14 protein-coding genes are annotated in these 19,217 nt (G+C 50.9%); 6 read left to right on the top strand and 8 right to left on the bottom strand.

The annotated features are described in order from the left end of the window. Positions 1-24: 24 nt before the first annotated feature. From Q9291_RS03815 to smc, 7 genes are all read right to left on the bottom strand, one after another. Entirely contained in the window at positions 25-3,372 is a 3,348-nt protein-coding gene (locus tag Q9291_RS03815; protein ID WP_306388680.1) for an EAL domain-containing protein, read from the bottom strand. Between the two features lie 480 nt (positions 3,373-3,852). Next, complete coding sequence (gene msrQ, locus Q9291_RS03810) at positions 3,853-4,461, bottom strand: protein-methionine-sulfoxide reductase heme-binding subunit MsrQ (protein WP_306388679.1); 609 nt, start codon at positions 4,459-4,461, stop codon at positions 3,853-3,855. A gap of 2 nt (positions 4,462-4,463) precedes the next feature. Next, a complete protein-coding gene (gene msrP, locus Q9291_RS03805; RefSeq protein WP_306388678.1) occupies positions 4,464-5,414 on the bottom strand; it encodes a protein-methionine-sulfoxide reductase catalytic subunit MsrP in 951 nt (316 codons plus the stop codon). 262 nt (positions 5,415-5,676) lie between these two features. Beyond that, the gene (locus Q9291_RS03800; protein ID WP_306388677.1) at positions 5,677-6,486 is read right to left on the bottom strand and encodes a tetratricopeptide repeat protein; all 810 of its coding nucleotides are present in this window, start codon (positions 6,484-6,486) and stop codon (positions 5,677-5,679) included. A gap of 70 nt (positions 6,487-6,556) precedes the next feature. Further along, positions 6,557-8,650: an NAD-dependent DNA ligase LigA gene (gene ligA, locus Q9291_RS03795; protein WP_306388676.1), complete on the bottom strand. Its 2,094-nt coding sequence runs from the start codon at positions 8,648-8,650 to the stop codon at positions 6,557-6,559. A 9-nt stretch (positions 8,651-8,659) separates the two neighbouring features. Then, positions 8,660-10,081, bottom strand: a complete 1,422-nt coding sequence (locus Q9291_RS03790; RefSeq protein ID WP_306388675.1) for a cell division protein ZipA C-terminal FtsZ-binding domain-containing protein — start codon at positions 10,079-10,081, stop codon at positions 8,660-8,662. Between the two features lie 51 nt (positions 10,082-10,132). Beyond that, a complete protein-coding gene (gene smc / locus Q9291_RS03785; protein ID WP_306388674.1) occupies positions 10,133-13,642 on the bottom strand; it encodes a chromosome segregation protein SMC in 3,510 nt (1,169 codons plus the stop codon). An 80-nt stretch (positions 13,643-13,722) separates the two neighbouring features. Between smc and queF the strand changes: the two genes are divergently transcribed. The 4 genes from queF (at position 13,723) to Q9291_RS03765 (ending at position 16,742) form a co-directional block, all read left to right on the top strand. After that, the gene (gene queF, locus Q9291_RS03780; protein ID WP_306388673.1) at positions 13,723-14,169 is read left to right on the top strand and encodes a preQ(1) synthase; all 447 of its coding nucleotides are present in this window, start codon (positions 13,723-13,725) and stop codon (positions 14,167-14,169) included. A 206-nt stretch (positions 14,170-14,375) separates the two neighbouring features. Next, positions 14,376-15,173 carry a transglutaminase domain-containing protein gene (locus Q9291_RS03775; RefSeq protein ID WP_306388672.1) on the top strand — a complete coding sequence of 266 codons (798 nt, stop codon included), beginning with the start codon at positions 14,376-14,378 and terminating at the stop codon, positions 15,171-15,173. Positions 15,174-15,192: 19 nt separating this feature from the next. Further along, a complete protein-coding gene (locus tag Q9291_RS03770) occupies positions 15,193-16,050 on the top strand; it encodes a transglutaminase family protein (protein ID WP_306388671.1) in 858 nt (285 codons plus the stop codon). 245 nt (positions 16,051-16,295) lie between these two features. Continuing rightward, positions 16,296-16,742, top strand: a complete 447-nt coding sequence (locus tag Q9291_RS03765; protein WP_306388670.1) for a hypothetical protein — start codon at positions 16,296-16,298, stop codon at positions 16,740-16,742. Between the two features lie 247 nt (positions 16,743-16,989). Here the strand turns inward: Q9291_RS03765 and Q9291_RS03760 are convergent, their stop codons facing one another. Continuing rightward, a complete protein-coding gene (locus Q9291_RS03760; RefSeq protein ID WP_306388669.1) occupies positions 16,990-17,982 on the bottom strand; it encodes an integron integrase in 993 nt (330 codons plus the stop codon). Positions 17,983-18,145: 163 nt separating this feature from the next. Between Q9291_RS03760 and Q9291_RS03755 the strand changes: the two genes are divergently transcribed. Continuing rightward, the gene (locus Q9291_RS03755; RefSeq protein WP_306388668.1) at positions 18,146-18,529 is read left to right on the top strand and encodes an EF-hand domain-containing protein; all 384 of its coding nucleotides are present in this window, start codon (positions 18,146-18,148) and stop codon (positions 18,527-18,529) included. A gap of 86 nt (positions 18,530-18,615) precedes the next feature. Beyond that, positions 18,616-19,104, top strand: coding sequence for a hypothetical protein (locus Q9291_RS03750; protein ID WP_306388667.1), 489 nt, complete (start codon positions 18,616-18,618; stop codon positions 19,102-19,104). Positions 19,105-19,217 lie beyond the last annotated feature (113 nt).

Genomic DNA, 19,217 nt, shown 5'->3' with positions numbered 1-19,217 from the left:
GGCCATTGCGACGGCCTTGTGTAACTAGCCAAAACTGTTCTTCAGAAGTTGATTAAAGGTATCAATCGGCATGGGTTTACCAAATAAATATCCCTGATAGCGGCGACAACCGTTGTTTAGTAACAACTCCATTTGTGCCTCTGTTTCGACCCCTTCTGCAATGACCCCCAGATACATACTTTGTGCCATGGCAATAATCGTACGCACAATGGTGCGGTCGTGACTGTCAGTCACAATATCATTCACAAACGAGCGGTCAATTTTGAGTTGATACAAAGGCAGCTTCTTTAGATATTGCAGAGACGAGTAACCCGTACCAAAATCATCCAGAGAAAACTGAATACCTAGCTGGCTCAGTTGAGTCATGATATGTACCGCATCATCCACATTCTCAAGCAGCACACTTTCAGTTAGCTCCAGTCGCAAGGCATTCGGGTTTATATGATGCCGTTGAATACAGGACTTCACCATGCTAATAAAGTTGGATTGCCTGAACTGGCGGGCACTGATATTCACTGACAAACTGAGCTCGCTGGTTTTTGGGTCAGTCTGCCACGCAGCAATCTGGGCGCAAGCCTGATCAATTACCCATTTACCCATCTCAACAATCAATCCGCTGGCCTCGGCAATCGGAATAAACTGTGACGGTGAAATCAGCCCATGCTGCGGGTGTTGCCAGCGTATCAGCGCTTCGGCACCAAATGGACGGCCGGTATGATCAACCTGCACCTGGTAATACAGACGTAACTGCTGCATCACAATAGCTTCTCGCAACTGTGATTCCAGCATGACTTGCGTTGCAATTTCAGCCTGCATGCCAGGGTCATAAATACACACGGTGTTACGCCCTGCCTGCTTGGCTTTATGCATCGCAATATCTACAGCCTTGACGCAGTCCACCTCACGCATGGAGGATGCGCTGAACAGTGCCATGCCCATGCTGGCAGTAATATGGAGTTTCTGCCCATCCACCTTGTACATGCGGCCAAACGATTTTTGCAACCTGTGCTGCATGCCTTGCATTTGCTGTTGTGCCATGGCTTGGTTGCTATCCAGCCCGGATAGCACGACCACAAACTCGTCTCCACCCATGCATGCCAGGAAATGATGCTCGACCACCGTCTGCAAGCGTTCAGCCACTTGAGCGAGTAAAGCATTACCCAAAGCGTGTCCATGCGCGTCGTTAATCCACTTGAAGTGGTCCAGGTCTATATAGATCACTGCCGAGTGATGCGCTTCCAGTGGCTGCTCTCGCATCTGCTGCAAAATTTCGTTAACCTGCCGCCGGTTTGGCAAGCCGGTCACCAGGTCACGATAAGCCAATGTCTGGATGCGATCCTGCGAGACATGTCGCTCCAGCACAATACTGACCAGCTTGGCCGCCTGCGCGATCAAGCCCTGCTCTTCCAGTGAAGGGGTTTGTGAGGCCTGGTAGTAAATACCAAATGCACCCAACACCTCGCCACCAGTCGTAATAATCGGCTCTGCCCATCCGGCTCTGATTCCGGCCTTGCTGGCCGCTTCGCGGTGATAGAGCCAGTAAGGATGGTTCATCACATCTTCAACAATCACGCGCTGCTTGATAGCAATGGCCGTTCCCAACGAGCCATTTCCCATCTCCACACGCAACTGACTGAGTGTTTCGAGAAAAACCTTGGGTAAAGTCGGCGCAATCACTGTTTGTACCAGTTGCCCCATATTCTTGGCCAGGGCAATCGCGCAATAAGAGCCAGGATGCAAGGATTCAATGCCGCGTGCAATTTTCTCCAGGATCAAGGCTGCATCTTGCTCCTGCACCACCATTTCCAGCATGGCAAACTTAAAGCGCTCATAGGCCACCAGACGCCGTTGCTCAGTCACCTCTTGGGCAATACCGACACTGCCAACCACCGCGCCTTTTGATAATACAGGGGCTCTGTAGGTTTCAAACCAGCGTGTCACGCCCTGAATAATCAGGGCCTCATCCACCCTACTCGGCTGGTGATCCTGCATCACCTGGTCATCGCGTTCAGTAAACTGTTGTGCAATTTCGGCAGGCCAGCAGTCGGCATCTGTTTTACCGGTGATATCCATTTGATTAGAAATGCCACACATGCGCAAATACTGCTGGTTAGCGGTTAACAGCTTGCCATGAGTGTCTTTCAGCCAGATCATGGAAGGAAAGCTGTCTAACAGCGCGCGCTGGTAACTTTCGTGTTTGAGCAAGCTCAGCTCGCTTTGTTTGTGGTGGGTGACATCCTGAATCAGGGCAATAAAGAATGCGACTTGCTGATGATGATCCAGCACCGGGGTAAGCGTAACATCACACCATAGCGCCTGGCCCGGTCCCTGCGCGTGCTGGATGGCGATTTCCCCGCGGTACTCCTGCGTATGCGCAAAAGCCGACAACACGCTCTGCCAGCTGTCCATGCCGGTATCTGCGATGTTGTCCAGTTTGATACCGATAATATCGCGCAGTGCATAGCCACAAAGTGCAGTAAACGCCTGGTTGCAGTTCAGCAACAAACGCTGCGGATTGATAATTAGCAAGCCATGCGAAACCTGATCAAATACCGCCTGTGCGATCATTTGATGCTCATCATTTCTGAGTTGATAAGTCACATCCTCAAGCAGGCCAAGGTAATATGCAACCTCCCCTTGCGCAGTCAGGACTGGTTGTATCAGCAGCTCATTCCAAAACGGCGTGCCGTCCTTGCGATAATTAATCAGTCGCCCGCGAAATGAACGTTTTTCAGCTAATGCCTGCCTGATCTGATTGACCGTTTCAGGATCGGTCAGCGGACCCTGTTTGATTCGACTGTTATGGCCTATGATATCCGCACGTGAATAACCGGTAATTTCAGTAAAGGTTTGGTTGATCTCGATAATGTTTTGTTGCGCATCACACACCACCACACCACGCGGGTATTTCTCAAAACTGGCATCCTGATGCATCAGACTTTGTTCTGACTGGCGTTGCGCAGTAATGTCGCGAATGAGCAATAGCACTCTGCATTGTGGTGGTTGATTAGCGTGCTCAGCAGCGGGCAGCTGTTTAAATAACAGCTCCAGCCAGACACCCTCGGTATCTTTAAGCGGGAGCTGCAACATGCGCTCGGCTACTTCTGGAAAAGGGTGCGCCAAAGCCGTCGCCAAGGCAGCATGAATTGAGGGTGGCAAACAAGGCCAGATAGGCTGTTTCGACAGAAGCGGTTGACGGACATCCTCTGCCTTAAAGTCATAAACTGACTCACAGCATCCTTCTGCGTCAACAATCGCTGCCAGAAAAAAACAGGAAACGCGTGCCAGCGGCCGCCATTTCTCTAGCGCAGCGGCTATCAACACTTGTTCAGCCAAGATCTGATGACTTGGCGCCGTAATACATTTTGTCATTCCGTACTTTCAACAACCGCAGTGCAAAATCCAACTGCCGACCCAAGGGCAAAATGCTTTGCCAGTCGGTTGTCAAGATGACACACTCCCCGCAATTTTAGTGGTAACCGAAATAGTCATCATCGAATTACCTAATCCCTAAATAATGTGTGCAAGCATCCTGAAAGTCAAGCGAGAGTTGGCGGCAAAATGTATCAGTATGTTTTGCATCGATTGGAAAACCAGGCAGAATCCAGACTGAACCGGCTAGCCATGTCAGTTAAAAGCAGCAAAAAGATGACAAGGTAGAGTAATCGCAGCTTGTAATTTTCCAAGGCATCACCGTCCGCATCGTCAAAATGATAGCCGGTGAAAAGTGCTTGTCATCGGCTCTAATGTGCTGGCCAGTGCACACGCCTTACCTCAAAGTTTTATGGTTGCTGATATCCATGCAACAAGTGCAAGGCAGGCCAGTTGAAAGTTGGATTGATAGCCGTGTGCTTATTTTTTGGAAAACCAATGTGGCCAGCGCAAAGCCATTAACAGCACAAAGCAGAGGATATAAATCGCAGGTTCCGTCACATCTTTTTTTACCAGCCACCAAAAGTGCAGCAAAGCCAGTACTGCCACCAAATAGACCAGTTGATGCAGAGTTTTCCAGCGCCGCTTGAGTTGACGAATGGCCCGCTGGTTAGAAGTCGCTGCCAGCGGAATTGTCAGAAGCAATGCCGAGGCACCCACCAGCACATATGGATGTTTGACAATGTCCTTGACGATATCGGGCCAGTCAAACATATAGTCTAGCCAGACATAAGCCAGCACATGCAAACAGGCATAAGCGAACATCCATAGCCCTAGCAGGCGGCGCAGTGCAATCCACCAGGCCTGGCCGCTCAGGTTACGAATAGGGGTAATAGCCAGTGAAATCAACAGAAACACCAACGCCCAAGTGCCGGTTGAACGCTCCACAAACTCCACCGGATTGGCGCCCAGTTGGTCAGTAAAGCCCAGATAGAACAAACGAAGCAGCGGGATAAAAGCAGCCAGCCAGGCGACGATTTTAGCGTAACTGATTGATTGTGCAGGTGAAATTGAACCTGGTAACTGCATGATTAAAAGTACTTTTTCAAGTCCATGCCACTATACAGCTGGCCGACTTCATCATACCCATTAAACATTCTGGTTTTCACCCTTCCGCCAAACAAACCACCGCCAATAGGTTTTTCGGATGACTGCGTCCAGCGTGGATGGTCTACCTGCGGATTCACATTGGCATAAAATCCGTACTCACGTGGCCCGGCTTTCATCCATGTGGTTTGTGGCATGTGCTCAACAAAACGAATGCTGGTAATCGCCTTACCGCCTTTAAAACCATATTTCCATGGCACCACCAGGCGTACCGGCGCACCATTCTGGTTAGGCAAAACCTTGCCATACAACCCCACAGCCAACAGTGTCAGGGGCTGCATGGCTTCATCCATGCGCAAGCCTTCAACATAAGGCCAATCCAGAATTGGCATACGGGCGCCAGGCATGGTTTGGGGATCATTGGCTGAAATAAACACCACGTATTTAGCATTGCCGGTCGGTTGCGCCCAATCGATTAAAGCTTTAAGCGGCAAGCCCACCCATGGAATCACCATAGACCAGCCCTCGACGCAACGCATACGGTAAATACGCTCTTCCAACGGCGCCAGCTTCATCAATTGCTCAAGACTCAATGTTTTCGCTTGTTTCACCGCCCCTTCAATCTTGATCGCCCATGGCGTCGGCTTAAACAGGCTGGCCTCACGTGCCGGATCTGATTTCCCCGTCCCAAACTCATAATAGTTGTTATAGCTGGTGACATCCTCCAGACTGGTCAGCGTTTCTTCTTTGCCATAGGCCGTTTTTTGATAAGCCAGCGTGGTTTGCGTAGCACGTGACTGCCCCGGCAATAACAATCCTGCCGCAGCCAAGCCTGCGGTCTGCAAGAACAATCGGCGGTCCGCAAATACTGATTGCGGTGTAATTTCAGAGGGAAGAATGCCGGCAGGATTGCGGCGATTGTTGTCCAGAAGCATGTCTAGTTCCTGTTTGCTTGATGAGTGTTATCCATTTGTCGTGTAAGACAGGACAACCTTACAAGGGATTCCGGGAAAAAGGTAAATCTTTTGAAAATCAGGCTGCTTAACCAAGGCGCATGGCAAGCCAGTCTGGTCTGAGCGTCAAAATTACCATGCCTCTCGTTGATACTGAAACAACAAGGTATCAGATGCTTAAGTCATCAAGGAACGTTCATTCAGGTCGCTTAAACATAATGCACAAAATGGCTTTTCTTAAGCCTTATTTGGCCTTCACCAGTAAGGCATCCAGCTCGGTGTCATGCAATGTTGCTGCAATGGTTTCTGCCTGCTGAATCAATTGTGCTGCACTTGCAGGGTCACCATTCAATTTACGTACTTCAGCCAGGTAAATCGCAGCTTTGGCTTCGTAAAAAGCACCTCCATTATCATGTGCATAGTCCATCAAGCGCTGGTAGGTGCGGTCTGCGCTGATATAGTCTTTTTGGGCAACAAACAGTTCGCCAAGCGTTAAGCTGGCCTCGGCATATTGGTCTGGCTCGCCTGACTTTTTCTGCATAAGCACGGCTTTGAGCTGGTATTCCACGGCTTTATCGAGTTGTTGCAGTTTTTGATAGGCCTGTGCTTCATGTTCGTAGCTGTCTGCGCGTTCATTGTCGTTCATGGCAAGCTTTTCACCTGCCTGAAACGCTTCTAATGCCGGTAGGTATTGGCCCAGTTCGAGCAGCGCTTCGCCTTTTAAGTTGTGCGTGACCATGGCATAGCGTTTGATTTTTTCGTGTTTGCTCAACGCTAATGCTTGCTCGTAGCTGGCAAGTGCAGCTTCGTTTTGTTTAAGCGCGTGCTGAGTATTCCCCAACAATAAATAAGCTGAGATTAAATCCAGTCCAGCAGGGTTGAGCGTAATGGCATGCTCGAAGCTTTGTTGCGCGGCTTCACGTTGTTGCATGGCCGTTTGCGCGCGACCTTTGCATAACCATGCATTGGCGTTATTGGGTGATTGTTCGGCAGCTTGCACCGCCTGGGTCCATTGTTTTTTTGTGAGGGCGGTCTGGCAGGCTTCCAGCTGCATATCCTCTGCATATAAATGATTAATATTCAATAGATTAAGTAAAAGTATTAAAGTAAGGCTTGAGCGCATATCAAAACAAATCCGGTTGTTGAGAGGGGGATTCAGGAGTGATAGTCACGACTGCAGCCTCTATGCCGTGTGTGACCGCAAGCGCCTCCTCAGGTTGCAATAAAGCCAGCAAACCGGCCTCATCCAATATTGGAATATTCAACAGTTGCGCTTTTTCCAGCTTGCTACCAGCCTCGGCACCAGCAACCACATAGCTGGTTTTGGCAGAGACACTACCGCTGACCTTGCCACCCGCGGCTTCGATCATGGCTTGTGCCTCGTCACGCTTGAGCGTGGGTAAAGTGCCAGTCAGCACCAGTGTCTTGCCCTGCAAGATGCCTTGAACCTTTTTGACGATATCCGGCCACTGCACCCCCAGCGCACGCATGGCGGCAATCACCTCGCGGTTATGGTTTTCCTGGAAGAACTGATACACCGCTTCTGCCACAACTGGACCCACATCGTTGACCAGCAGTAATGCCTGGATGTCTGCGCCGATCAACGCCTCAAGCGACCCAAAATGCTGTGCCAGATCCTTGGCAGTGGCTTCGCCAACATTGCGGATGCCAAGCGCGTAGATAAAGCGTGGCAAAGTCGCCTGTTTACTGGCTTCAATGGCATCCACCACATTTTGCGCAGATTTTTCAGCCATGCGTTCCAGGCCAGAAAGCTGGTCGGTGCTTAAGCGATACACATCATCGAGATGCTGTACCAGATTGCAGGCCACCAGTTGATCGACCAGCTTTTCACCCAAGCCCTCAATATCCATGGCTCGCCGCGAGGCAAAATGGGTAATCGCCTGTTTGCGCTGTGCCGGGCAAATCAGTCCGCCGGTACAGCGCGCGACCGCTTCATCTTGCCCACGCACCACGTGTGAACCGCATTCCGGGCACAGCGTAGGCATGACAAACGCCCGCGCATTGGCCGGCCGTAACTCAGGCTTGGCAGAGACAACTTCCGGAATGACATCCCCTGCCCGCCTGACAACGACCGTATCTCCGATATGGATGTCTTTCCGACGCAGTTCATCCTCGTTATGCAAGGTCGCATTGGTGACGGTCACGCCCCCCACAAACACAGGCTTTAGCCTGGCGACCGGTGTAATAGCACCGGTACGCCCCACTTGCACGGTGATATCTTCGACCACAGTGATGGCTTCTTCGGCAGGAAATTTGTGTGCCACCGCCCAGCGCGGGGCGCGTGAAACAAAGCCCAGGATTTGCTGTTGTTCAAACTGGTTCACCTTGTATACCACGCCATCTATATCGAACGGAAGCTGACTGCGCTTGGCACCGATTTCGGCATAATAATCGCGCAAACCAGCCACACCCTGTTTTACTGCGCGCAAAGCGCTGACTGGAAAACGTAAATCGGCGAGATAGTGCATGGCTGCTGCATGTGAATGTATTTCTGGAGCACCCTCACTCGCCCCCAGGCCATAGGCAAAAAAATGCAGGGGGCGTCTGGCGGTGATATTGGGATCCAACTGCCTCAGACTACCAGCTGCTGCGTTGCGCGGATTGGCAAACAATTTGGCGCCCGCTGCAGCTTGTTGCTGATTCAGTTTTTCAAAGTCTTTCTTCAGCATCAAGACCTCGCCACGCACTTCAAGCAAGGCAGGTGGATGCTCAAGCGGCAAGCGTGCAGGAATCGCCCGGATGGTGTTGAGATTGTGTGTGACATTTTCACCCGTATAGCCGTCACCACGCGTCGCCCCCTGTACAAACAGGCCATGTTCGTAGGTCAGCGTAATAGCGAGGCCGTCAAACTTGGGTTCGACCGCATAGATAACTTCAGCTTCTCCCAATCCCTCACGCACGCGGCGATCAAAGGCTTCCAGTTCTTCATCAGCAAAGGCATTATTGAGCGAGAGCATGGCCTGACGATGCTGTACGCTATCAAAGGCCCCCAGGGCTTGTCCGCCGACACGCTGACTCGGTGAGTCAGGGGTAATCAGTGCAGGATATGCAGTTTCAAGCTGAACCAGGGCACGGTAAAGTCCATCGTATTCGGCATCTGAGACCAATGGGTCATCGAGGACATAATAGTGATAGTCGTACTCTGCAATGCGTTGTTTAAGCTGTTGCAGCGCGTTGGCCGCTTCATTCACAGACATGCAGACACTTTAGGAAAACAAACGCTTGGCGTGGCTGCTACCGGGCAGGATCCCTTTTTCAGCCATGGCACTGGAAATGGTTTTCAATTGCTGACGAATTTTACTTAACTGGGTGTCACCAATAGGTTTGCGGTTTACATCTATCATGCTGCCGCCCAGACTTTGTGCAATGCCTCTGGCCACTTCAATCATATGGTCAAATACTTGTACATTATTAGGGGTGGTCGGAATATCCAACTGGAAAGTAATACCTGTCATCACAGCAGTCTTTAACATGTCTGTGGAAAATGGCTTGCCCTCATAGTTGCGTACTGAAAATGCTAAATGACCATCACTGCTGATTAATTCAAAGCGGCCTTGCTCAGACAACCGCAAACCGCTAGCCTCAGCCAAGCCACGCAGTTTTGTCGCATGGAACATGCCCTGCCCTGCCAGCACATGAAACTCGACGGCTTTATCCACTTCAATACAAAAAGCGTCGATCATTTGTGCCTGCTGTGCTGGCGCATTTTCACCTTGCCATTCCACTTGCAATCCCAACTGCCGCGCTAGGGTCTCGATGGACTTCTGGAAGCGTTTCAGTGTGTCTGCATCCACCGGTCCGCCACGATCTGCAAGTTGCAACCCACACACGAGTTGCGTAACACTGGACAAGTTTTGCAAGCCAGCACTGTCAATGCCAAGCAAATCAAGCCAATGAGACGGTGCGTTCGCAGCCCCATTCAGCGCCCAAAGTGTAGCGTGCTGTGGAAAAGTTTTCACTTCTGCCAGTAAGTCTTCGAGTTCGACAGTTGCCACACCCAGCGGGGCAGCAATCACGCCAACCAGATCCATTACAGGGTTGACTGCCGGAGGTAAAATAACTTTTACCTGAGGCGTTTCAACCAGTTGTGGTTGTTCTGAAATCCCTGCACTCGCATCAGACGTCTCACTTGCATCAGGCGCTGTCGCAAAAGCCAGTGCCTCCTGGCTGACAGCTGATTCAGGCAGCCCCGGCTTGGACTGCTGAGGGTTGAATGATTGCGGTGGGATTGGCTGCACGGCTGATTGCTGGCCTTGTGTAAACTGTAATTCAGCCGCCAGTTTGCTGACACTCGAGTGATCTAACTGTTCGGATGCGACTTTTTTGGGCTTAGATGGCTCTACGCTAAAGCCTGGTTCAACTTTTGGCGCTTGACGTACGCGGGGCTCAGACATCCAACCTTCAACGTCTTCAGAGCGCGTATGTTTTTCACTCGTTGCAGAGTGGATCCCAGATTCACGTTTTGACGGAGCGGCAGGCGTCTCGGTGTCAAGCACATCGACACGGTTCTGACTAAAACGATACTCCACATCTCGGCGGTATTTTTTCTCTTGCCACCAGTTAAAAGCTACCACTGCCAGCACAATGCTGACGCCTAGCAACACCAAAATCATCCATAAATCAGACATGTATGCTTACAATCCTTTAAAACTACGAAATATGATACAACAAAACATGCTTTACGCCGCATGCATGCGTATCGCTTCATCAATATCTACATCCACAATGCGTGACACACCGGATTCCTGCATGGTGACGCCTATCAATTGTTGAGACATTTCCATAGTAATTTTGTTGTGTGAAACAAACAGAAATTGTGTTTTTTCAGACATGACACGCACCAGTTGGCAGAAGCGCTCGGTGTTGCTGTCATCCAGTGGCGCGTCCACCTCATCCATCAAACAGAACGGGGCTGGATTCAGGCGGAACAACGCAAAGACCAGCGCCATCGCAGTCAGCGCTTTCTCTCCGCCAGAAAGGAGCTGAATGGTGGTATTTTTTTTGCCAGGTGGCTGGGCAAACACCTGTACGCCCGTGTCTAGAATTTCATCGCCCAACAATTCCAGTTTGGCCTGGCCGCCGTTAAACAGGGTTTGAAACAATTCGCCAAAGTTGCGATTGGCTTCGTCAAAGGTCGCACGCAGTTTGCCACGTGTTTCACGGTCAATTTTCTGGATGGCGTCTTCCAGCGTTTCGGTGGCGCTGATCAGATCCTGTAACTGGCTGTCGAGATAGCTTTTTCGTTCTTTTTCAGAGGCTAACTCTTCAATGGCCGCCATATTCACCGGCCCCAGTTGCTGAATCTGCTGTTGCAGTCGTTGTGTGGTTTGCGCGAGACTGTGCACTTTTGCATCCGGCTCCAGACCCTGCTGGATAGATGCCTCGTCCAACCCGGCTGCATGTAGTGCAGTTTCGCATTGTTCGACCTGCATGCGGCATTCCTGCTGCTTGAGACGGCGTTGTTCGACAGCATCGCGTAGTGGATAAAGTTGCTGGTCAACCTGCATGCGCGCACGCTCCTGCTCCTGCAACGCGGCTTCCTGCTGCGCCAACTGGTTTCTGGCCTGTGCCAGTGCCTGCTCGCAAGTGTGCTGACGCGTCAAGGCCTCGGCCAGATTGGCTTTCAGCGTTTCCATCGTGCTGATGGCCAACGCTTGTGCAGTCTCGCCGAGCCGCAACTCCAGATGCTGACGCTCCTGGTTATTTTGCGTCAGCCGCTGTTGCAGCTCACTGACCGCATTTTTGAGCAAAGTATGCTCAAACACTTGTGACTGGTGCGCTTTTTCCGCTTGCTGCACAGCGTCACGCAGGTTGAAATAAGCCTGTTCAGTCTGTTGTTTGGCTGACTGTGCTTCGCGGGCTGCGGTTTCCAGGCCCGCGAACAATTGCTGCTGGCGCGCTATACTTTGCTGTGCCTGCGCTATTTCCTCAGTGAGTTTGCCTTGTTTTGCATCGGCGAGTGTGATCTCCTGTTGTAACGCCGTTTGACGCCGCAAGGCATTGTCGTGTGCCTGTTGCATGCGTGAAACCTGCAACTGCAAATCGTGCATGCCTGCCGTATATTGCTTGATGTGTTGATGCGCGAGTTGCTGTTGCTGGCGAAGTGTATGCAGGCTGGCCTCCAGCCCCTGCACCTGCTGTTGCGCATCGCTGACTTGCGCTAACAATGTCGCCAATCCTGCTTGCAGCGATTCGAGTTGCTGTTGCCGCTCCAGCACGCCTTGCATCTGGGTTTGTCTGCCGTGAAACACCACACTGTAACGCTGGTAAATATCCCCGTTTTTTGTGAGCAAACACATGCCAGCCTGCAGCTTGGGCTGAAGGTGGCCTAACTGTGAGAGATCTTCCAGTACATACACACCCGCCAGCCAGTGTTGCACCGCCCCCGTCATTGCAGGCTGCTTCACTGACATCAGGCTATATAAGCTGGGCAAGCCTTGCCAGTGTCCCGGCAACGTTGCCGCTTCTGTCGCAGACTGGGCAATGGCGAGTGCAGCCTGCGGATGCGGCAAATGTAGCCAGTCAGTCTGCTGCTCAGGCAACAAGGCATTCAGTTTAAGGCCCAAAAAGGCTTCCAGTGCAGGTTGCCACGCAGTTTCGATCTGTATGGCCTGCCACAAGCGCGGGGCAGACTGTAATCCGGTTTTTTGCAACCACGGCGCCAGTTGCTGATCCTGTTTCATGCTGTGCTGTAATTTGAGCAAAGACTGGCACTCGGCTTCGGCCTGATGGTGTGCACGCTGCGCCTGTTGCAGTGTGTTTCTCGCCTGTTGCAATTGCTGTTGCCATTCCGCTTCCTGCGTGCGTGACTGCGCCAGTTGTTGTTCTGCACCCTGCAGGCTGGCCTGATGCTCTGCAAGCTGCTGTTGCAGCGCATCCATGGCTTGCATATCCGGCAATGCCCAAAGTCCGAGTTCCTGATTCAGTTGCTGCAAGCGCTGTTGCGCATCAGCAAGGTTACGCTGCATAAACTGCACATTGTTCTGTTCAATCTGTATCTGCTGCCGACTGTGCTGCACCGCCATTTGTGCGTTTTGCGCGGCCTGCTGCACCCCCTGCAACTGTGTCGCCTGCGCAGGCAAGTCCTGTTGCAGGCTGCTTAACTGACTGGCATGGCCGGCCACAGTGTGCTCGGCCAGCGCCAGTGCGGCCGTTTTTTCTGCTAACTGGGCCTGCAATTGCTGCTGTTGCTGGCTGCCACGTTCCAGTTGCGCCTGCAATTGCTGCTGCTGCTGTAACAGCCGGTCCCGTGCCTCTTCAGATTGCTTGACTTGCAAATCCAGATTGGACACCTGGGCATTGGCTTCATAAAAGGCCGCCTGCGTGGTATGCAAGGTATTTGCAGCTTCCTGGTGTTGCTGGCGCAACTGCTCCAGTTGCAGCTCGTTGCTGCGCAAGGCCGCCATTTGTGCCTCCAGCGCATTCACCGCCTGTTCAACGGCTTTGCTGGCAGCTTCATGGGCGAGTAAAGCATCGCGCTTGCGCAGCCACCACCATTGCGCCTCGGCCAGCTTAAACGCGGCTTGCAGGCTCTGATATTGCTGGGTCACCACGGCTTGTGCTTCCAGCTTGAGTATCTGCTTGTTCATTTCGCGCGAAATATCATCGACGCGCGCCAGATTTTCGCGCGTGTCGCGCAAGCGCAATTCGGTTTCACGGCGACGCTCTTTGTATTTGCTGATACCGGCCGCCTCCTCCAGGAATACACGCAATTCTTCCGGCCTGGCCTCGACAATCCGTGAAATGGTGTTTTGACCAATGATGGCGTACGCCCGCCCGCCCAAGCCTGTTCCCAAAAACAGATCGGCCACATCGCGGCGACGCACGGCGGTATTGTTGATGTAATAAGTGGAGCCTTTGTCGCGCTCGATCACGCGCTTGACTGAAATTTCAGCATACTGGTTCCACTCGCCACTGGCACCGCCCATGCTGTTATCAAATACCAGTTCTACGCTGGCACGCGAAATGGCTTTTCGGTTACCCGACCCGTTAAAAATGACCGCGTCCATGGCATCAGCGCGCATCTCTTTGGCCGAAGACTCGCCCAGCACCCAGCGTACAGACTCCATCACGTTGGATTTACCGCAGCCATTCGGACCCACCACGCCCACACGCTGTCCATGCAGGTGTATGGTGGTCGGATCAACAAAAGACTTGAACCCCGCAAGTTTTAAATGTGTCAGACGCAAAGTAAGAAAACCACTTATCAGATTTTTTAATTAAACTCAGGCGTTATAATAACCACTTTTATACAGAAACAGATACAGATATGTCCGATCATTTACTTGGTGGCAAGCCCACCGCCCAACCCACCAAGATCCTCGAAACTTTCGAAAATCCTAATCCAAACCGTGATTTTCATATTCATATGGAAATCCCCGAATTCACTTGTCTCTGCCCTAAAACCGGCCAACCTGACTTTGCAGTGATCTATCTGGATTACATTCCCAACCAGTTATGCGTAGAACTGAAAAGCCTCAAGCTCTATACCTGGTCATTTCGTGATGAAGGCTGTTTTCACGAAGCGGTCACCAACCGTATTCTCGATGATCTGGTCATCGCCATTGACCCGAAATTTATGCGCGTCACTGCCAAGTTTTTTGTCCGTGGCGGCATTTTCACCAATGTGATTGCCGAACACCGTGCTGCGGGCTGGCAACCACAGCCCTATGTGGAACTGACACAGTTCAGCGCACAGAGCAATATTCGGGGCTAAATACGCAACAGAATGATGGGACGCGCGGGAATTTACGCACGCTAAAACCGGGAACACCCGGTTTTTTTGTACCCAGGCCAACGCTTTTCCCGCCATTCATGGCGTGTTTGCATTCCAGACCCCTCTGATGATTCAGAAAAAACAATGGAGCCACAGCCTCAAAGCAGGCTAGAATAGGCCTTATGTGATCACCATAAGGAAAATGCATGTGGTTACGTACTGAATGCGATATCACTTTTCATGTCAGCATCCCTACCCCGTTTATTTTAATGTTACGCCCGCGCAGCGGCATGCACCAATGGGTGGCGCGCCAGTCTTACACATTAAAACCCAGCGTACCCGTAGTGGAATACACGGACAGTTACGGCAACCTTTGCCAGCGCCTGATTGCCCCTGTCGGTGAGTTTTCCATCAGTACTTCCGCAGATATTCTGACGGCTGATGGGATCGACACTGCGCCGGGCGCCCCTTTTGAAGATGTGCAGAACCTGCCCGATGATGTCTTAACCTATCTGTTGCCCTCGCGTTATTGTGAATCAGATAAGTTTATTGACCTCGGCCAGCACATCGTCGCCGGTGTATTGCCTGGTTATGATCAGGTGGCCGCCATTGCGCAATGGATACGCAACAATATTCGCTTCAACCCGGATTCACCGCACTTTCAACTGTCTGCGGTCGAGGTTAACCAGCAACGTGAAGGCGTGTGTCGCGAGCTGGCGCATTTAGGCATCGCGCTGTGTCGTGGCTTGTGCATTCCGGCACGCATGGTGGTGGGTTATCTGCACGAGTTAAATCCCATGGACTTCCATGCCTGGTTTGAGGCCTATGTTAATGGAAAATGGTATACCTTTGACCCCACCCAGAGCCAGCCACGCGGGGGGCGAGTCACCGTCGCTTATGGGCACGATGCCGCAGATGTGGCCATCTTTAATCAGTTTGGCCCGGCCCTGCACCCTGAACTGATGCAGGTACGCGTCACGCAACTGGCTGACGCGCCCGCTTGATCAAAGGCAACCTGACATTATGAAACGCTTGAGAATCAAACACCTGACCGAATATACTTTTCCGACCCAGGTCACCTTGCAACAGCATTATTTGTTATTGCGTCCGCGTGAAGGCCATGACCTGCGTATCGAGTCCTCGCTGCTCAATATCTCGCCTGCCTACACCATCAAATGGACACGTGATGTGTTTGATAACTCGCTGGCGGCGGTCACCTTTCAGCAAGCCAGTGACAAGCTCACCATTGCCAGTGAAGTGGTGATACAACACTATGAAGAAGCCCCGCTGGACTTTTTGATAGAAGAATATGCCGTCAATTACCCGTTCAATTACCCGCAAGCGGAATGGGCGGATCTTACCGCTTTTCAATTACCCGTGTTTGCCAATGACCAGACCGCGGTGAACAACTGGCTCATACACCTTGGGGTACGCAACGGCCACTGGACCACCTTCTCCTTACTCACCCGCTTAAACCAGGCCATCTATACCCAGTTTCGCTATCAGGTCCGTGAAGAAGCCGGGGTTCAAACACCGGCCACCACGCTCAATTACGGCAGTGGCTCCTGCCGTGATTACGCCACTTTATTTATAGAAGCCTGCCGCTGTTTGGGCCTGGCCAGCCGATTTGTCAGCGGCTATCTGCATGCCCCGGCCACCGAAGCAGGCAATGCCACCACCCATGCCTGGGCAGAAGTCTATCTACCAGGCACCGGCTGGAAAGGCTTTGACCCTACCTCTGGCCTGGTCACCGGCACACAGCATATTGCGGTGGCCGTGGCACGCAACCCGGAAGCCGTGCCGCCCGTGGCTGGCAGCTTCATAGGGCCTGCCGTGATCCCCTCGCTCATCGTCAATGTACAGGTCAATCTATTGGCCTGATTGGGAAAAGTTGCCTTGATTGCCGCGCTTTGCTCGCAAAGACTTACCCTCCCCCTTAACCAGCTGCATGCACTGAAAACTCACAATGACATGCTGTCATTGTGAGTGCTCTAGCCCACGGCAATCCATCATGCAAGTCTGCTTCACGCAAATAACTAAATTAAGCTACTTTCTAAAGTTTATTCTAATCATGCCGTTAACAGGATACGGAGTAATGTAACTTCATCTTTATTTAAGGAAACGTCATGTCAGTTTCTAACATTAACAACGTAGCTTCACTATTAAGCAAAACCTACGGCACAGACAACAGCACGGCCACCACTGACACCAAGAGTCAAAGCGTGAAAAAGGCCAATACTGAAACCACCAGTACCAGTAGCACCTCCGCCTCAGAGAGTGCCAGCGTGACACTTGGCGCCAGCAGCAGCACAACCCCCACCTATACCGCGCAAGGCTTACTGCAACAAATGCGGCAATACCAGTTAAGCAACGCCTCGCTCATCTTTGGCACAGATGACAGTGAAAGTGACTCAACGGGATTGACTGGTCTGACAGCCAGTAGCAGCAATAGCGAGATTGAAACCATGAGTCAGGATTGGGCGAATACCATCGCCAATGACCCCGGCAAAGCCGCTGTGATGGTCGAGAATAGTAAAAGTGAATCGCTGAATACGATTTTTGGCGGAAATTAAACATACACAATGCATAAAACAGTAAATTGCTTGTGCGCTGCTCATAACAGCCTTTATTTCATGCACCGCCAATACACGCTAAAGTTTGCGTGACGATTGACGAAAGTGGTTAAGTTGACAAGCCCTTGATTGAAAAGTCACCTGACAGAACACCAGAAAACCCAGATTCTCCATGAGCGCAAAAAAGACGCAACCCAGACAAGTTGACGTTCAAGTAGATTGAAAATCGCCTAATGAAAAATCTGGGTTAAATCACATCCAGTGGACTACTGACCCCCCGACCGCCCTTGTTCAACACATGCGTATAAATCATCGTGGTAGAAATATCCGAATGTCCCAGCAACTCTTGCACGGTGCGAATATCATAGCCCTGCTCTAACAAATGCGTGGCAAAACTATGACGCAAAGTATGTGGCGTCGCAGCCTTGTGCAAACCAGCCGCTAACACTGCCTTTTTAAACGCCCGCTGAATCAGCTTTTCATCCAGATGATGCCTGCGCTCAATCCCCGTGCGCGGATCCACTGAGAAACTCCCCGAGCAAAACACATACTGCCAAGGCCAACTGCGGTCCGCATTCATATATTTTCTCGCAAGCGCATCTGACATATACACACTTGCTTTTCCTTGCTTTAAATCTGCTTCAAAGATCGCTTTACGAAAAGCCATGTGTGTTTTCAAGGCCGGGATAATCTTGGTGGGTAACATCGTCACCCTGTCTTTTGCACCCTTGCCGTTTCTGACCAAAATCTCACCGCGGTCAAAATCGATATCCTGTACCCGTAATCGACAGCACTCCATAATCCTCAGGCCCGTGCCATACAACAAACGCACAACCAAGCGGTAAACACCCTCAGGCATCGCCTCCATTAACAAAATCACCTCTTGCTTGGAAAGCACAACAGGCAATTTCTTGGGCTTCTTAGCCCGAATCACATCCTCCATCCATGGTAATTCCTGCTCCAGCACTACCCGATACAGAAACAACAAAGCAGACAATGCCTGATTTTGTGTACTGGCAGAAACATTCCCGTCAACCGCCAAGTGCGATAGAAAAGCTTCAACTTCTTTGCCACCCATCTCTTTTGGATGCCGCTTATGATGAAACAAAATGTACCGCTTTGCCCATTGCAAATATTGCGTTTCTGTACGAATGCTGTAATGATTAACACGTATTTTTTCACGCATTAACACTAGTAACTTGGGCGGGTGTGTTTCCTGTTGCAGTTGTGAAGTAGCCATGTAAGTTGACCAAGAAAAAAACCAAGATAAACAATAATTTATTTGAATAATCAACAAAAGTAAACAAATGTTAAATTTAAGTTATACACCGATTTCGGTGTCTATATTACGTTGGGCGGCAGGCCAATCCACGGAGCACTAGATAATTTCTAAAGAATCACAAATGAAAAATCAGCTGATAAACATCGCAAATGGCGCCAAGCAGTCAGCCTCTAACGCCGGAAGTTCAATCTCTTCAGCGCTCCAAACGGCCAAAAACTCTGCAGTTACTGTAGCCACCACTATTCTCGACCAAGATGGCGACGGGAAGCTGGATCAAGAGGATCTAAAGCAGTTAACCCAGAAAGGCCTGAACTTGGCGAAAAGAGCGGCCACAGAAGTTGCCCGCGTGGCATCTGAAGCGGCCAAATCCGATCTAGCAAAAGATTCCGCTGCCGCCGCTGTTGTCGGCGCAGCGATAGCGGTTCCTGTGCCACTAATTGGTCCCGCGGCCGGAGCTGCAATTGGCGCAGCTTTGGGGGCATACAAGAATCTCACCAAGAAATGAGTCGCAGAATGCAGCCCAACCCATCGTTCCAGCGGACCGCCTCCGGCGGCCGCTGAACTCAAACGTTAGCCTTACAGAGATTCAATATGAGCGAGCCATTCCAGTTTTGGATTTTTTTAGTATCTTTTATCCTATGCTCTTTATTTACTTGGGTGGGTCTTGTTAGCTTGTCGATCCGCTCGTGCTTAAAGTTACTTGAAAAAGAGGCCACAAATGGAACAGATCTGGATGAAGCATTTAAGGTTGAATTAAAAGATCTAACGATTAGAGAAACTATCGGCAAAGTGATGGGAACAATAGAGTCTGCAGTATACATTTATGCTTTGGTTGCAAACCACACTGAAATACTTGGGGGAGTCCTTGCTTTCAAAGCGTTTACTGGTTGGCTTAGCATTCAAGGCGGAGTGCATACTAATGGAAAAAATATGTCAACTCTTGTACGTTTTTATAGTTATGCAATTGGCAATTTTTTATCTTTATCATGGGCCATATTTTCGTATGAGCTTGTTCGTGGAGTGTTACAAGCAAACCCATGTATAGCCCAGCTATTGGTTTTCACAACAAATGCTGGCTAACCCATCTCTAGGGACTTCCCCTTCCTGTCAAGCAATATCATCCCCAACACCCAAATAATTAGGTGTTTTTGCATCTGTTTCATTTAGTCAGCATCACCACCAGCCAGATCTGC

Source organism: Methylophilus aquaticus (assembly GCF_030769565.1).
In the GTDB taxonomy this organism is placed as follows: Bacteria; Pseudomonadota; Gammaproteobacteria; order Burkholderiales; family Methylophilaceae; genus Methylophilus; species Methylophilus aquaticus.
The sequence above is the reverse complement of the archived record's forward strand: the minus strand, read 5'-3'. Positions and strand labels throughout refer to the sequence as shown.